The sequence below is a fragment of the Arthrobacter sp. FW306-1B-F12A genome, from assembly GCF_058781865.1.
Map to the genome: position 1 here is coordinate 1 of NZ_JBYSXD010000036.1, position 16,246 is coordinate 16,246.

Annotated in this window: 9 protein-coding genes; 6 read left to right on the plus strand and 3 right to left on the minus strand. The window is 61.3% G+C overall.

All coding sequences use genetic code 11. The features are described 5' to 3' along the window. The coding region (locus AC3WJU_RS16020) for a hypothetical protein (protein WP_492260340.1) at window positions 1-256 on the plus strand (256 nt) is incomplete at its 5' end. 354 nt (window positions 257-610) lie between these two features. Here AC3WJU_RS16020 and AC3WJU_RS16025 read toward each other — a convergent pair. Then, a complete protein-coding gene (locus tag AC3WJU_RS16025) occupies window positions 611-1,195 on the minus strand; it encodes a histidine phosphatase family protein (RefSeq protein ID WP_059388855.1) in 585 nt (194 codons plus the stop codon). After that, the gene (locus AC3WJU_RS16030; protein WP_492260341.1) at window positions 1,196-2,692 is read right to left on the minus strand and encodes a CCA tRNA nucleotidyltransferase; all 1,497 of its coding nucleotides are present in this window, start codon (window positions 2,690-2,692) and stop codon (window positions 1,196-1,198) included. It abuts the gene before it with no gap. A 216-nt stretch (window positions 2,693-2,908) separates the two neighbouring features. Here AC3WJU_RS16030 and AC3WJU_RS16035 point away from each other — a divergent pair, with 216 nt between their 5' ends. The 5 genes from AC3WJU_RS16035 (at window position 2,909) to trxA (ending at window position 8,902) form a co-directional block, all read left to right on the plus strand. Continuing rightward, entirely contained in the window at window positions 2,909-3,409 is a 501-nt protein-coding gene (locus tag AC3WJU_RS16035; RefSeq protein WP_059388857.1) for an NUDIX hydrolase, read from the plus strand. A 60-nt stretch (window positions 3,410-3,469) separates the two neighbouring features. Next, window positions 3,470-5,524, plus strand: coding sequence for a murein biosynthesis integral membrane protein MurJ (murJ, locus tag AC3WJU_RS16040; RefSeq protein WP_492260354.1), 2,055 nt, complete (start codon window positions 3,470-3,472; stop codon window positions 5,522-5,524). 143 nt (window positions 5,525-5,667) lie between these two features. Next, on the plus strand, window positions 5,668-7,314 hold the full coding sequence (locus AC3WJU_RS16045; RefSeq protein WP_492260342.1) for an ABC transporter substrate-binding protein: 1,647 nt from the start codon (window positions 5,668-5,670) through the stop codon (window positions 7,312-7,314). 268 nt (window positions 7,315-7,582) lie between these two features. Next, window positions 7,583-8,539 (plus strand): thioredoxin-disulfide reductase, encoded by a 957-nt coding sequence (gene trxB, locus AC3WJU_RS16050; RefSeq protein WP_492260343.1) that lies wholly within the window; start codon window positions 7,583-7,585, stop codon window positions 8,537-8,539. A gap of 36 nt (window positions 8,540-8,575) precedes the next feature. Continuing rightward, on the plus strand, window positions 8,576-8,902 hold the full coding sequence (gene trxA, locus AC3WJU_RS16055) for a thioredoxin (RefSeq protein WP_059388860.1): 327 nt from the start codon (window positions 8,576-8,578) through the stop codon (window positions 8,900-8,902). Window positions 8,903-15,001: 6,099 nt separating this feature from the next. Here the strand turns inward: trxA and AC3WJU_RS16060 are convergent. After that, window positions 15,002-16,198, minus strand: coding sequence for a ParB/RepB/Spo0J family partition protein (locus AC3WJU_RS16060; RefSeq protein WP_306963417.1), 1,197 nt, complete (start codon window positions 16,196-16,198; stop codon window positions 15,002-15,004). Window positions 16,199-16,246: the final 48 nt, after the last annotated feature.

Consider the following 16,246-nt stretch of genomic DNA (forward strand, 5'->3'; position numbering starts at 1 on the left):
TCCATCATCGGAAGACCTCGACCCCTATCCGGCCAACGACGCGCCCACCCCCGCTACACCCTCAAATGCGATGAGCCAATTAAGCCCCCCTGAATTCGAAGAAAACAAAGGCGGAATTAGGCATGTGAATGCCGGCGATGGTGGGTGGATTAAGCGGATCTATCGAATGACCGTAAACAGTACCGAAGCGTGGAGTTCCGGTACCTGGTATCCAGGGGGCAGCCGTCCCCAACAAGAAGCTGGTTCCGAACTATGAGGAAACTGCGCACCACGTCGATCGCGTGATACCGCTCAATGGCAGGCCCGACTCGAAGCCTGATTGCACTGTGAACCGCCCCGAGGAATCAGGGGAGGAAGTACATCAGGGGGAGTTAGGCCGCAAAACGGCGTCGAGCAGCAAAGGCCGGGGTGCCAGCAACGGTCATCTTCCATCCGCTAGTCAAAGTAATCATTTTCCCAACCTCCTTTTCTGCTTTGGCACTACCGCAGTTGACTGACTGGATAGTGCACGCCTCAATCCCGGCGAATCGCTCTGGGATCAAAAATAAAGTTACACCATGAATCGCACTGTTGACCAGCCAATTACAAAGAATTTAGAAATTAATTCTTCCTACAGTCCCCAGCGAAGAATGGCAGGCGTCCGCTTGTCCCATCCCAAGGTACAAACTTTGGCTGTTCCCAGGACAAAATGGCGTCCTTCCCGGGCATCCAATTCAAGCCAGCGGGCCGTGAGGATGCGGGAGAAATGGCCGTGGGCCACAATCAGGACGTTGTCCATTCCGGACTCGAGGACGCGGGCAATGATCTTGTCGGCACGGGCCGCCACGGAGTCGAGAGTCTCGCCGTTGGGAACGCCGTCGAACCAGATGAGGTAGTCAGGGTTGTCTTTGCGGATGAGGTCCGAGCTGATGCCTTCGTAGTCGCCGTAGTTCCACTCCACAGCGAGCGGTTCATGAACGGCGTCGGGGAAGCCCGCCAACTCCGCGGTACGCCGGGCTCGGCGCAGCGGCGATGTCAGGACCAGGTCGAAGTCGATGCCTTCCAGGATCTTGCGGGCTTCCACCGCCTGCTGTTCGCCTTCCACCGTCAAGGGAAGGTCCGTCAAACCGGTGTATTGGCCACTCTTGGACCATTCGGTCTCGCCGTGACGCATGATCCAGAGCTGTGGCCGGGAAGGCTTGGCTGCAGGGTTCACTTAGGACTCCTCTGGTTCGGCGGTGCCTGCTTTGGCATCGACGGCTGGTTCCGATGAAAGTTTGACGGCGGACTCCGGTTGCCCGGCCCACCACGCCAGGAGCTTGGACTCGGCATCCTCCTGGGACAGCGGACCGTTTTCCATGCGCTCCTCCAGCAGGAACTTGTAGGCGCGGCCAACCACGGGCCCGGGTTTGAGTCCCAGCAAAGCCATGATCTGCGCTCCGTCCAAGTCAGGCCGGATGGCATTGAGCGATTCCTGTTCGGCCAGGACCTCAATCCGTTGCTCAAGGTCATCGTAGGCAAAAGAGAGCCGCTCCGCCTTGCGCTGGTTACGCGTGGTGACGTCGGACCGGGTGAGTCGGTGCAGGCGCTCCAACAAGGGGCCGGCGTCGGCGACGTAACGGCGGACCGCGGAATCGGTCCAGCCCGCGTCTCCGTAGCCGTAGAAACGCATGTGAAGCTCCACAAGCCTGGCCACGGCCTTGATGGTGTCGTTGTCGAAGCGCAGGGCCTTCATGCGTTTTGCGGTCAGCTTGGAACCCACCATGTCGTGGTGGCGGAAGCTCACCGCGCCGCCCGGTTCGAAACGGCGCGTCGCCGGCTTCCCGACGTCGTGCATCAACGCGGCGAAGCGCAACACAAAGTCCGGACCAGGCACCGGGCCGTCCGGGCCCGTCTCGAGCGACGCGGCTTGCTCCAGGACCTGGAGGGAGTGTTGGTAGACATCCTTGTGGCGGTGATGCTCATCGGCTTCAAGGCGCAGCGCGGAAACCTCGGGGAGGACGAATTCGGCCAGTCCGGTCTCCACGAGGAGGTCGATGCCCGCACGCGGGTGCGCACCGTTGACGAGCTTGACGAGTTCCTCGCGCACGCGTTCGGCGGAAATGATCTTGATCCGCTCGGCCATGCCGGACATGGCGAGGCGGACGTCGTCGTGCACTGCGACGCCGAGCTGCGCGGCAAAGCGGGCAGCACGCATCATGCGCAGGGGATCGTCGGAGAATGACGATTCGGGAGAGCCAGGGGTAGCAAGCACCGAGGCGTGGAGGTCGCGGACCCCGCCGAATGGATCCACGAGTTCCAAGGAGGGCAGCCGGAGCGCCATTGCGTTGATGGTGAAGTCGCGGCGTAGGAGGTCGTCCAGGAGCGAGGAGCCGAAGGCCACCGCGGGCTTGCGGGAATCGGCGTCGTAGGCCTCGGCGCGGTAGGTGGTGATCTCGATCTGGAAGCCGGACTTCTTCATCCCGATCGTTCCAAAAGCGCGGCCGATCTCCCAGAAATTGTCGGCCCACCTCTTGATGATGGAAAGGGTCTGGTCCGGCGTGGCGTCGGTGGTGAAATCCAGGTCCGGCGAAACACGGCCCAGGAAGAGGTCACGCACGGGCCCGCCAACCAGCGACAGTTCAAAGCCAGCGTCCACAAACCGCTGGCCGAGGTCCAGGACCACTGGATCCATCTGGAAATTAACTGAAGAACTGTCCAATACTTGCGCCATAGTTCCTTAAGCTTGTCAGATTTCGCTGCGCCATCCCACCGGATCCTTGTCATTGCGCTGTGATTGCGTGGCGACTGCACCGGGATCACGGCCGAACGCCATCCGCACGTCACCGTGAGTCCATGTCCCGGTCATCACCAACGGGCAAGAGTCGTTAGAGTGGACTTCATGGCCAACCCGATCCCGAGTGCTCCTGGCAGGAGGACGAACGCACCATTGCCGTCGGCAATTGGTGCCCACGTCGCGCCCGCTCCGCACCCGGCACAGGCCGCCCTTCCGACCGTGGAAGAAGTCTCCGCCGGCGGCGTCGTGGTGGACACGTCCGACGGCGAACTGAGGGTTGCGATCATCGCCCGCCTTAATAGGGGTGGCCGGCTCGAGTGGTGCCTGCCGAAGGGGCACCCGGAGGGCAAGGAAAACAACGAAGAAGCAGCCGTGCGCGAGATTGCGGAGGAGACCGGGATCGAAGGCAACGTCCTCGCTCCGCTCGGCAGCATCGACTACTGGTTCACCGTAAGCGGGCACCGCGTGCACAAAACGGTGCACCATTTCCTCCTGCGTGCGACGGGCGGAGAGCTGACCATCGAGAACGATCCCGACCAAGAGGCCATCGATGCCGCTTGGGTTCCGCTCCAGGAATTGGCCCGCAAGTTGTCCTTTCCCAATGAGCGGCGCATCGCCGATCTTGCCCGGGAAGTCTTGCCCGAACACCTCTAACGCGGCCTTTTATATGGTCTTGACGCATCAGGCAGCCCGGCTCATGGGACGATAATGACAATGTCTGCCGCCAAAACAACCCAGTCAACCCAGTCCGGAGAAACCCGTTCCAGCGCCGTCATGGCCGCAGGGACGCTCGTTTCACGGTTCCTCGGCTTCGCCAAAACCTGGATGCTTGGCGCCGCGCTGGGCCTGGGATCGACGGTTAACGACACGTTCATCAACGCCAACAACCTGCCCAACCTGATCTTCCTCCTGGTGGCGGGCGGTGTGTTCAACGCCGTGCTTGTCCCGCAAATCATCAAAGCCAGCAAGGGCCCGGACCGCGGCGCGGACTACATCAGCCGGCTCCTGACGCTGGCGGTGCTGGTTCTCTTGGCGCTGACGGCGCTGGTCACACTGGCCGCGCCGATGGTTATCGACCTCACGACCCAGGGCTATTCACCCCAGCAGAAATCGCTGGCCGTAACCTTCGCGTTCTATTGCCTGCCGCAGATCTTCTTCTACGGTTTGTATGCGCTCCTGACCCAGGTCCTCAACGCCAACGGCGCCTTCGGGCCCGCCATGTGGGCGCCGATCCTGAACAATGTGGTGGCCATCGCTGGACTGGGCATGTTCATCTGGATCCTCGGCGCCAACATCACCAACCCCCACACTTTGGACAATTGGGGACCTTTCCAGACCTTCCTGATCGCGGGATTCTCGACCGTCGGCGTGATCGCGCAGACCGCCATACTCCTCGTCCCGGTGATCCGCCTGAGGCTCGGGCTCCGGCCGCGTTTCGGCTGGCGGGGCGTGGGACTGGGCCAGGCAGCAAAACTGAGCGTCTGGACGCTCCTGACTGCCGCCGTCGGGCAGCTCGCTTTCCTTTACGTCATGAGGATTGCCACGATTCCCGGCTCCGAGCGGCTCCGCCTGGCGCACGAAGGGGACCCTGCTGCCGCCACCCTCCCCGGTAACGCGGTCCTGGAAGTCGCCAGCCAGCTGTACTTGCTCCCGCACTCGATCATCGCGTTGTCGCTCGCCACGGTGCTGTTCAACCGGATGGCCCACGCCTCCCAGGCAGGCAACAAAGCCGAGCTCCGCGAAGCACTTTCGCACGGGCTGCGGACCATGGCCGTCGCCACTGTCTTCGGGGCACTGGCCCTGTTCGCCCTCGCCGGACCGCTGGGCATGTTCTTCTCCGGCGGGAACCCCCAGGACGGCGTCATGCTCGCCCAGACGCTGACGATCCTCGCGCTGAGCACGCCGTTCATGAGCGCCAACTTCATGATGTCCCGGGTCTTCTACGCCAACGAAGACGCCCGGACGCCCTTCTACATCCAGCTCATGCTGGCCCTGCTCAACGTTGTGGGCGCGTTCATCATCCAATTCCTGCCGGTGGGCCGGATCATCTTCGCGATCGCCGTCCTGTATACGCTCGGCAATATCCTTTCCGTGGTCATCAGCGTCTGGTTCCTGCGTCGCCTCCTCGGCCACGTGGACGGCCCCCGGATCGCAAACTCGTACATTCGCATGGGCTACGCCGCTCTGGGATCGGCGATCGCCGGCGCCTTGGCCCTATGGCTCCTGGGCAGCTATCACGCTGACGGCTTCGCCTGGAGCAGCAGGCTCGCCGCTTTGGTGACGGTGGTCGTCGTCGGACCCGTCATGCTCGTTGCGTATCTGTTCCTCCTGCGCGTCTTCCACGTCAGTGAGCTGCGCGATTTGCTCCGCCCGGTGCTCGGCCGGGGAGTTCCGGTCGCCAAGGCACCGTCCGCGGGCGGAAAGCAGCCCACGACGGCGGTCCGCGCCACAGTTTCGGACGACACCGGGCTCATTCCGCGCATCTCGGGCGAGTTCGACGCCGCATCCTTCCGCGCCGGACCCGCCTTGCAGACCATCCCTTCCAAGGACGGGTGGGATGACGTCCGCGATGGAGCTACTGCCGAAGGGAAAGATAAGGTGGACGCTTGGTCCGACGTCGAGAAGGCATACCTGCCCGATGAAGACATCCCCAGCACCGCGCAGGGGGCCGCAGGCCGCCCAGGCATCCCGTTGCCCGGCCGCCGCACCTATCAGGGGACGCTGGGAAACAACCCCTATTTCCGCGGTGGACCCCGCCGCAAAAGGTGACGCATCCTCGCAAACCGGGAGCCAGAACGGCCCAATCAGCTAGGATCAGAAACTAATACAGGTAGTTGCAGACCACGGGTCACCCGGCTGGCCGGATCCCGTATTCAGGACCCGCAGCTTCCGGACAGTCATAGGAGGAACCCGTGTCCCACCCGATCGATGTCGGATCAGTGCTTGGCGGCCGCTACAAAGTCACAGCCACCGTGTTGACTTCGCACGACCAAGATCTGGTGCTCGACGGCGTGGACCAGGTCCTCAACAGACCCGTCAGCATCCTCGTGGCGGGCCCCGGAAACGCCGATCAGGTTGCCAAGAGCGCCCGCGAGGTAGCCACTGGCGAACGCCCCGGGCATGTCCAGATCCTCGATCTCGGCGTCAGCGACAGCACCACGTACCTCATCACCAACCACAGCAGCGCTCCTGACCTGCTGGACCTCGTGGTGGCTACCAACCCGCCTTACGTCGAACCGTTCTTCACGGACACCCTCGGCAGCGAGATCTTCGGCCAGGCCCGGTCCCACGAGCCCGAGACCTACGACGGACTGTACGACGACGAAGAGCACGACGCCGAGTACATCAGTTACGACGAGGTCGAGCCGAATCCGGCCGGCGAACCACTACCAGGCGCCGCGTCACCCGCGGACCCGCGCCGCCCGGTGGTTCCTCCCATGCCCGCCAGCCGGCCGGCGTCGGCCCCGGGAGGCATCGGTTCCCGGATCGCCGCTGCGGCAGCCGGAGCAGGGGCGGCTGCCGCTGCGGCCGCGGCCGCCGTTAAGGGCACCGGCAAGTCAAACAGCGACGACGTCGAAGCCGCACCTTCGGCTGCCGCCCCATCGAACCGGGCCGATGAGTCTAACCGGACCGCTCCCCAGCAAATCCAGGCGCCCCCTGCCACGCAGGCTGTTCAAGCGTCCACCGCTCCCGCGCCTACCTCCGCGAACCCCGCCCAGGAATCCAAGGTCTCCCTCTGGTCCGAAGACGACTACGGCTTCGTTAACGACGACGCCCGCTCCCGCGGCGCAGGCGCTTCCCGCGAAGCGGCTGCCGCTACCGGCGGGTACAGCCGAGGAGCATCGAGCTTCCCGTCGACTGCGCGTGAGCAGGCAGAGCCGCTCGACGAGGACGAATACTACGACGAGGAACCAGTACGCGAGCCCCGTTCCTTCCGTTGGCTCGTGGGCGGGGTCCTTGCCGCCGTCTTGATCGTGGGTTTGATCCTGGCAGTCACCAACCTCGGCAACCTGATCCCCGGCGGGTCGCCTGCTGCCAAGCAATCCTCCACAGCGTCCCAAACGGTGACCGGCCAGCCGAGCAGCAGCGCATCAGCACCTCCGGTCGCAGCGCCTCCGGCCATTGATGGAGTCACTCGCATGGGCGATTTCGAGTTCGCTGCGACCTACGACAAAGACCTGGTCAAGGCTTACGACGGCAATGCCGCGAGTTACTGGTCGGACATGGAGTTCGCCACTGCGGACTGGGGTGGACTCGCTCCTGATGGAGTTTCGCTGCTCGTCAAGCTCAAGGCACCCTCGCAAGTGACATCCGTCACATTGAGCCAGTTGGGCGCTTCCGGTGGAAACATCAACGTTTATACCAACGATCGTCCGGCTATGGACGGCGCCAAATTGGTTGGCACCAACAGCTTCACCTCACCGGAGCTCACCATGCCGCTCAGTTCCCCTGTAACGGCCCAATACGTCATCATCTCCATTAAGTCCCTGCCCAAGCTGACCGCGCCGAAGACGCGCTACGGTTTCGGCCTGCGCCTTGCGGAGATCAAGGTCCAGTAGCCGACGGCGGGAAGACCCTTCGGCCGCTTGTCACCGCTCTGGCGTTTGCTTCCGCTGGGAGCTTGGGGCGCGTGCGTCCCGGGCGGCCGTCAACTCCGGTAACGGAGCCTTGTTCCTTCGATGCCTTGTGCTCCCGGAAGGTACCCTGAATGGTGGCGGATATTAGGGTCCCCGGGAACATCGGAATATTCCGCGCCGACATAGGGTTGTGCCATGTGGCCGGCCGCAAGGATCCGGTGCATCGACTAAGGAAGAGGTTCACCCACCAGTGAGCAACGCAGAAAACACCGCGTCCAACGTACGTGATGTCATCATCGTAGGCTCAGGGCCTGCCGGTTACACGGCGGCCGTCTACACGGCACGCGCCAACATGAACCCGCTGCTCATCGCCGGTTCCGTGACTGCAGGTGGCGAACTGATGAACACAACAGACGTCGAGAACTACCCCGGTTTCCCCGAGGGCGTCATGGGACCTGATCTCATGGAGAGCTTCGAGAAGCAGGCGGCACGTTTTGGGACTGAAATCCAGTTCGAGGACGTCACCGAACTGGACCTCGACGGCGACATCAAGTCCGTGACCATCGCCACGGGGGAGACCTTCAAGGCACGTGCCATCATCCTCTCCACGGGTTCCGCATACCGTGAGCTCGGCCTCGAGAATGAAAAGCGTCTTTCCGGGCACGGCGTGAGCTGGTGTGCAACCTGTGACGGTTTCTTCTTCAAGGACCAGGACATCGCAGTGATCGGCGGTGGCGACTCTGCCATGGAGGAAGCGCTCTTCCTCACCAAGTTCGCCAAGTCCGTCACGGTGGTGCACCGCCGCGACACCCTCAAGGCTTCCAAGATCATGGGTGACCGCGCCCAGGCCCACGAGAAGATCAACTTCGTGTGGAACACCGCCGTCGAGGACGTCATCGGTGGGGACAAGGTGACCGGCTTGAAGCTGAAGAACCTCGTCGACGGCACCGAGTCCGAACTCGCCGTCACAGGCGTTTTCGTGGCCATCGGCAACGATCCCCGCACGGAGCTCGTCAAGGGAAAGCTGCAGCTCGCTCCTGAAGGCACCATCGCCGTCGACGGCCGCAGCTCCAAGACCAGCATCAAGGGCGTCTTCGCCGCCGGCGACGTAGTGGACCCCACTTACCGCCAGGCCATCACAGCCGCTGGTTCCGGTTGTGTCGCGGCCCTGGACGTCGAGCACTATCTTGCAGACCTGCACGCCTAATCGGCACAGCAGCCATCCATTCGAAGGGAAAGAATTATGAGCAACGCTAAAAACGTTACCGACGCCAGTTTCAGCACCGACGTCCTGGCCGCTGAAAAGCCGGTCATTGTGGACTTCTGGGCAGAGTGGTGCGGCCCGTGCCGCAAGCTGGGTCCCATCCTCGACGAGATCTCTGTCCAGTACGGAGACAAGGTCGATGTCGTCAAACTGAATGTCGACGACAACCCAGCCATCGCCGCTGAATACGGCATCACGTCTATTCCGGCGGTTTACCTCTTCAGTGGGGGAGAAGTGAAGAGCACGGTGATCGGCGCCAAGCCGAAGCAGTTCTTCGAAAAGGAATTTGAATCCGTCCTGTCCTAGGACGTCTGGCGTCCCTTAGCGGGCGCCTCTGATTCGGCCGGTGGTTTTCGCTCTTGAGCGAAGGCCACCGGCTTTTTCGTGCCTTCGGGCACACGGTCCTGGGTCCAAGCCTCGCCGCCGGTGGTGATTGCTGGGGTATTGGTGGTCACTGGTACGCGCGGCGGCTGTCCTAAGTTTGGCTCCGCCTTTTGTGACCTATTTCAATTTCAAAACAGGCAGTTCTTTTGGGAGACGGCATAGATAGTCGTGGGGTCCGTTGCTGAGCTGGAACCGGGCAGTGGTGGGGCAATTGCCGGGAAAGTACGGCAAAGAGCAAAGGGGACAGGGGGACTACTGTCGAGTCTCCTAAGGCAGGACCGATGCCGAGGGGTCCACACACCTGCGTGGCCCGCGGGATCGGTCAACGACGAAGTCCTCCACTCCACTGTTTCACGTGAAACCGCGTTGTCCACTCATACGATCTAGGAAAGCTCCCAAATTGAATCAATTCCAGACAGGTACCTTTTTGCACTCGGTACACGCACCGTTTCACGTGAAACGTAGCTACCGACTCTTGTCCTCGAACTGCACGTCGATTTCCAATTCCGAGTGGCCAGAAATGCATGAAAGTAGAAACTGACGCGGTTTCACGTGAAACGTAATAGCTGATCAATACGAGAGCTGCGGGCACGTTCCGGGCTGGCGGGCTCCAGCGCTGCCGCACTCAAGGTGGGCTAGGTTCCCGTTTTCTCGGAACCACTGAACGCCGCTTCCTGCTCGCCACTTGGAATCACCACTTGGTGAGTGCACGTGCACGCTCCGGGCCATTCGACACCGGTACATATGCGTATCGCCAGCGCGCCCTTCCGTGCTTCATGTTTCACGTGAAACGGCGATCTGTCCGGAGAGCATCCCGCACATCACTCGGGCTGACTGGGTGCGGGCGGGCGGACGATTCGCGCGTAAGGTCCCACCGCGACATGCGTCAACACGGCGACTCACGCATGGCCGAGAGAAGCTTCAGTTCCCACTCGCGGGATTCCTGGTCCTTGGTAGTCTCCGCTTCATCTTGCGGATGCCAAGGCAATTAGCCTGGGTCTTGGGTTCGTCGCACGCACTGCCCGGCGTATCCAGACGGCGCCCTCGTCGCACGCACTTCCCGGTGTGTCCAGACGGCGCCTTCGGTGGCGCGATGATGCATCGAGGCGCCTAGTTTCTACGGAAACCGGTGTTATACAACCGCGATCAATCAATTTAGGGTGTCTGTCTGCATATATGCGGGCTTCCGCGCCTAAGGACTCAGTCCCTTTCTGTGCAGCGTCCGCAGTAGCTTTCCGATCGGAGACTTTAAAGAAGGCTGCTGACAAGGGACTGAGAGAAGATGATCCACCGGTGCACTTGGGCTGGATACACCGTCAGGCGTGCGGGAAGGCATTGTGCAGAGACATCTCTCTCAATGGCGCCAGGACTGATGTTTGGCATCTTGCAGCGTGACGTTGGCTTCTTGGCGCGTGAGAGTGGTTCAGATGCGCGCGCGCCTGTCGCCGGCCGCGCGCCTGCCTTCGAGGGCAGCTTGCATGGTGAACCCACAAGGGCGACGTTGAAGATTACGCCTTCAGGCCAGGCGCCCGGATCTTCTCCAGCAGCCATCATTCGCACACGGCAAGAAGAACAGCATTGCATCCAACTCCTGCGGGGCCGGCGGCCGGGAAAACAGCACGCCCTAACAGACGTCCATTTGCCCCGGCACGTCATTCGGGGGTTGAATCGCGACCAGGCGACCGAACCAAGCCCGAGCGTGGCGGGCTGCCTCTCGAAGGCCAGGCCCGATAGACAGATCGTGTTTCCAATTGGCATGGGGTCCGGTCTGGCTGAAGCCACGCCCCCCTCACTAAGCTCGTCCGGCAGTTTCCACGCGCAATTCCAACGTAAGACAGTCGTCCGAGGCACCCCAGTACCGCACCGTAGGCAACTCTGCATCGATCCGGCAACAGTGGTGCTTGCTCGTGAATCCCGAGCCCAGAACCGACGACGGACCTCCGCTGGGCGAACTATTGCCTGGACTTCGGCTGAATTTGCCCCTCCTTCCGAGCTGGCAGCCTCACGGCACGGAGGCACTCAGACACCAACTGCGGGCTTGTGGGGGTGATCATCCAGACACGCAGCAACCGCGGACACCGCATAGGGACAGGACATACCGCTCAGACACCGCTTCCATGAGCTTAAACACCCGGCACAGCCAGGAGTGGGAACGGGCCGATTCGCCCGCAGGGAGCGCGGAACCTGGGGGCGATGAAGGGCATTCGGTACTTGCGGGGCGCGAAACGTCTAGCGTGTATTGAAGGACCGGTGCACATCCTGGAGCGTAAGGTGCGCCCGGTTGTACAGGCTGAAGATCGGACCACAGATCCCATGGCTGAGGATTCGCTCGTCGCCCGTACATGGCGATCGTCTACCGATCTTTCGCCCGTGAAAGTGGGACTCAAGCTGGACCCAAAACAAGCGTCCGTGCCTTCGATCTAGATCGAAGGCGGGCGCGACTACTCGCTGGTCCCGTGGACGGACACTAACTCGGCGGACCAGGCTTTCGTCCAAGGCCCATGTTGATGTACTCCCAGACCTGCATCCGAGACGTCTCGGTACCGCCTTGAGGGTCGAGAATTTCTCCGTCGGCTGACGTCGTTTCACGTGAAACATGACTATGTCCGGCCGCTCAAAACGCCGGTCACGTTAGGCTTGGGAGCCCGTGGGGTCCCGTCGATAGGCGATCAAAGTGGCGATACTAGTCCCCAACATGGGACGGCCTTCCACAGCGGCTGCGTCGAGGCTGCGCCGGATATCCACCGTTCAGTCAGAAGTTATGCACAAAGTTATCCACAGCGATATCCACCGCATGAATGGGTTAGTTCGAACAACTCCTCCTACCCGGGTATTGGGCGCGATCAGTGCGAATCAGGGCGACATCCAGCTCCGCAGGTCAAATCAGATCGAACGCGGGCCCGAAGTGCTCGCAAAGGGCGATCAACCGCCCAAAATCAGGCCCAATTCGGGTGAAAATGGCCAGCTTCAAGACCATGGCTCTGTTTCACGTGAAACAGAGCCATCGAAGAACACGAGCTTCAAAGGACTATGACCGCCAGCCAGATACAGACCCAGACGATGCTCGCTGTCTACACTTCAACCTGGCAGACTTATCAACAAAGTTATCCACAGAGATATCCACCGCTGCTCTCAGACTTTTCAACAGCGGCTTCTCGTGGTGCAGGACGTGTACACATCCTGCGGGCGGAGCAAATCTTCACTTTCGTACACGGAGCCAGCTCCACACGACGCCTCCATCTTGCGTCATCGTCAGCCCTTAGAACCGTCAATATTTCCAGCCGATCTTCCGAATGAAGTGGCCGGGGCAGGCTCAGTGTTCCTACGATGACGCGCTGAGAGACCGGTCCGCGTACTACCCCAGAATTCGGATGGTCATGTGAACCAGCGGACGCAAACACTGCGCATCACCAACCAGTGCTCAAAGCCACACCCACCTGATTCGCGCGGGCACGAGGATGCCGTGTCGGGTCCAGGTTCACACGCGTCACCGCTTCCAGGGCTTTCAACAACATACTTGTTCCTTCGCATGGGTTGCCGGCCATCCACCTTGCCCAGCGTCACTCACATAACGCGAACGCGTGAGCCAACGAAAGAACGGTCACAGCGAAAGCGCAGCGACGCAAGAGTTGGGCCCGGAGCCAGTAAGACCACATTCAAGGCACGAGGGCACACTCTGGTTACGAGCCTTGGGGGAGCAAACGCTCCTTCAACTCCTTCCCGGCGATCACTCGACTAGTACAAGAGCACGAATCACCCGTCCGACTCCCGGCGTGGAAGCTGGTCTCAGCTCCAACGAGAACACTCCTACACACGAAGCCGGCGAGTTCAGGCGTACAGAGGGAATGCGGTGAGGCTACGTCTGGATCCGCTGACCCTACCGGTCCTTGAGTCACGGCCCGAGCCGGCGGCACAAATTGGACGACTTCCATCCCACGGGCCGGGACGTTTGTGAGCAGTCTTGCCTGCTTACCTGCATCGGGCATGGAACAACGTTGATGTCTACCCAGACCGGACCGGCCTATTGTTCCGGAGCGAGATGCAATCTACCCAGAGGGCACTTTGCTTGTATCGATCTCACCTTGTATCCAAACAGGGAACCGGTATCCGAGCGCCGACCTTGACCGCGCGTCGCATGTGTCGGAGTTCACGAGGGTTCAGCATGGGCTCGATCCGAACCTTACGCTTGCCGTCATCGGTCGTCGACGCATGCGACAGACACCTCCGGCAAGAGAACTACAACCCGTCACGTGACGCTGCGCTGTCGGAGGCAACTCCGCCGCAACCTTCCCACACACCGTGACCGGCCCCTGATCCTTCGGCGTTCAAGACTCGCAGAGCACCTTTCTGCATTGCATCTATTGGTGCCCAACCGCCACAGTGAGCCGCGCACCCGCCTGCACCTGACGCGAGCAGAGCGCTATTGAAGCCCACCTCACGCTGGAGGGGAATTGGAGGAGGAAGCTGAACGGACGCGCGATTGCCGGCATCAAGCGCCCAACAGAACTACTTCTTGGCCTTCCGCGCGCAGCCAACTGGCCTGGCGCTGAGTGTGATCGTAGTCCACCACAGGGGGAGGCTAGCGCCGAAAGGAGTCAGTTCGGCGCTCGAGAATGGCGGATGCGAAGGCATCATCGGGCCATCGCCACCATCTGGAGGTTTCGCTCAGTGGCTTTAGGCCAGAGCGCCAGCTCCTTTGACAGGCCAGATGGCGGCGTCGAAATGCCGAAGCATCACCTTATGGATGGTGAATTGAAAGAACCAAAGCGGAAAACCACCAGCCGGTGAGACACGCTACGAAGCCGCGTCTTGGGGATTCACGTCGTTATGCGAGTCGACTACCAATTACCTTAGGTGTCTGGCCCTGAACCCCACAGCCCAGACTGCGCCGCTTCGTTTCACGTGAAACAGAGCAAGTCGCTATCCACTACAGAAGCACTGGCTACAGGCCCACTGGCAGACTAGTGCCCTAACCAAACGAGCTCACGGGGACTAGCCGAACTCCAGCTATGCGAGGCCTCGTCTGGTGCTCTTCCTGTTCCACGTGAAACAGTGGCCACTGCTGTGCGGGGAAGGAGTCCCTAACTGGCTGCTCCCGCATTCTGAACCATCCCTAAATACCGGGTGCCGTTGATCGGCATGGTCGCGATCTCTGCGCGCACGACATGTCAGCTGGACGTTGTTCAGCTCTTGTCCACAAGTCCGCCTCGCGCGGGTACAACACGAGAGAAGGGGACGAAGCTGAACCGAACGCCAGAGAACAAATCGATCCAGGACAGCAGATACCTGAGTCCGCAGCGAAATGTTGGCGAAGCCCCTGCGCTCTAGCCGAGGGAGATCCGGGTGACGGTCAATCTGACGGCCGGCAAGCTGTGTTGTTTCACGTGAAACGCCGGGGTATGGGCCCATAAGGAACCTGGCGGCTAGGCATGAAGGAGCATATCTCGAACACGCCAGGAGCGGAGGCGACCTCTCAATCAGTGCGAAAGGGATGCAGGGAAGAAGGCGCCCAAGTATTCAATCGCCTACTAGAGACTCGAACTGCAGCTCATCCGGTCAACGATAAGCGGACTCTTGCCTTCTGTGCACTAAAGTCTGTTCGTTTCGCGTGAAACACCCGACTAGATCCGCAGCAGCCCCGATCGTTCCAAACGGGAAGATCGCTTGCCGCCGACCCCGCGGGCGCGAAGGCGCGCCACGTACGAGGGATAAGACGCAGCGGAAAGTCTTACAGCGAAGCATCGTTGAGAAGAGCGGGTGGCGGCTTGCTCCATTCCAGGCAAGGGCGGCCGTCATCTGACCCCGTTTGTAGAAAGGGCAACGGATCCCAGTTTGCTGCAAAAGCCATCCACAGCCCCCGGATGCACATCGAGGGCATCCGCGGAGCGAATCGTCGCCAGTCAGCGCGAGAAACGTGGCCGGATATCCTCCGAATGTCGATTCCCGCCTCGATCGACCGTTAAACGAAAAAGGGGGCTTGCCCCATTAGAAGCAAACCCCGATTCCGTAGAGATCCAGCGACTAGCCTTCGTCCCCGGGCGACAATACATCCATGATGCGGTTCAGATCTTCAACGCTCGCGAACTCAATACTGACCCGGCCCTTACGCGCACCCAAGGTGATCTTGACGTTTGTGTCGAGTCGATCCGAAAGGGAGGAAGCAAGGTAGTCGAGACGCTCATGGCGTGCATTGGGGCGCGGGATGCTGTTCTTGGGCGGCACCGTAGGATCCTGGTACAACGCGACTGCTTCCTCGGTAGCCCGTACGGACATACCCTCGGAGACAATCTTCTGAGCGAGACGCTCCATCGCGGCTGCGTCCGGGAGAGCGAGCAGCGCACGAGCGTGGCCGGCCGAGAGCACGCTGGCTGCAACGCGCCGTTGCACCAAGGGAGGAAGCTTGAGGAGACGGAGCGTGTTGGACACCTGGGGACGCGAACGTCCGATTCGATCAGCCAGCTGCTCGTGTGTGGTGCCGAAGTCTTCCAGGAGCTGCTGGTAAGCAGCTGCTTCTTCCAAGGGGTTCAGTTGGCTCCGGTGGAGGTTCTCCAGCAAAGCATCACGGAGGAGATCGTCATCGTTGGTATCGCGGACAATCGCCGGGATAGTTTCGAGCCCGGCAGCCTGTACAGCCCTCCATCGACGCTCACCCATCACCAGCTCATACGGTTCTCCACCCTTTTCGGTTGAAGTACGTACAACAATTGGCTGGAGAACGCCTATTTCCTTGACGGAGTGAACCAGCTCCGCCATGTCGTCCTCATCGAAGACGCTGCGGGGCTGCTTGCGGTTGGGATGAATGTCCCCGACCGGGATTTCGGCAAAGCGCGCGCCGGGAACCTCGACCAGCTGGACCTCGGACGCTTCTGTCGGAGCGAATTCAGAAACTGCTTTCCCAGCAGCAGCGGCAGGAGCCTCGGACGGTTCGGACGCGGACGGGTCTTCACCAGTGGTGACCTTCGCGGATGGCGACTTCGCAGCAGGCGTCTTTGCCGCCGTCGTACTCTTGGACGAAGAGCCTCGAGAGGGGGAACTCTTCGCTACTTCGGTTTCAGGCACCTCAGGCGTATCCACCGCCTCCGGGGCTTTGCGCGCCTCAGGGAAGAAGAGGTCCACGGGGCGGGACGCCGGAACGCCATTGCCCGATGCACCGGCCGAAGCGGAGCTGGGAATGAGAGCCCCAAGACCCCTACCCAGGCCTCGTCGCTTTTCGCTCATTAGTATGTCCCTCCGGTGGAATGGCAAGAATAGAGCCCGCCAAGGATA

Bases quoted from the DNA above. Each gene is read 5' to 3' on its own strand.
- AC3WJU_RS16030 (WP_492260341.1), bottom strand. From the start codon at position 2,692: ATGGCGCAAGTATTGGACAGTTCTTCAGTTAATTTCCAGATGGATCCA.
- AC3WJU_RS16060 (WP_306963417.1), bottom strand. From the start codon at position 16,198: ATGAGCGAAAAGCGACGAGGCCTGGGTAGGGGTCTTGGGGCTCTCATT.
- trxA (WP_059388860.1), top strand. From the start codon at position 8,576: ATGAGCAACGCTAAAAACGTTACCGACGCCAGTTTCAGCACCGACGTC.
- murJ (WP_492260354.1), top strand. From the start codon at position 3,470: ATGTCTGCCGCCAAAACAACCCAGTCAACCCAGTCCGGAGAAACCCGT.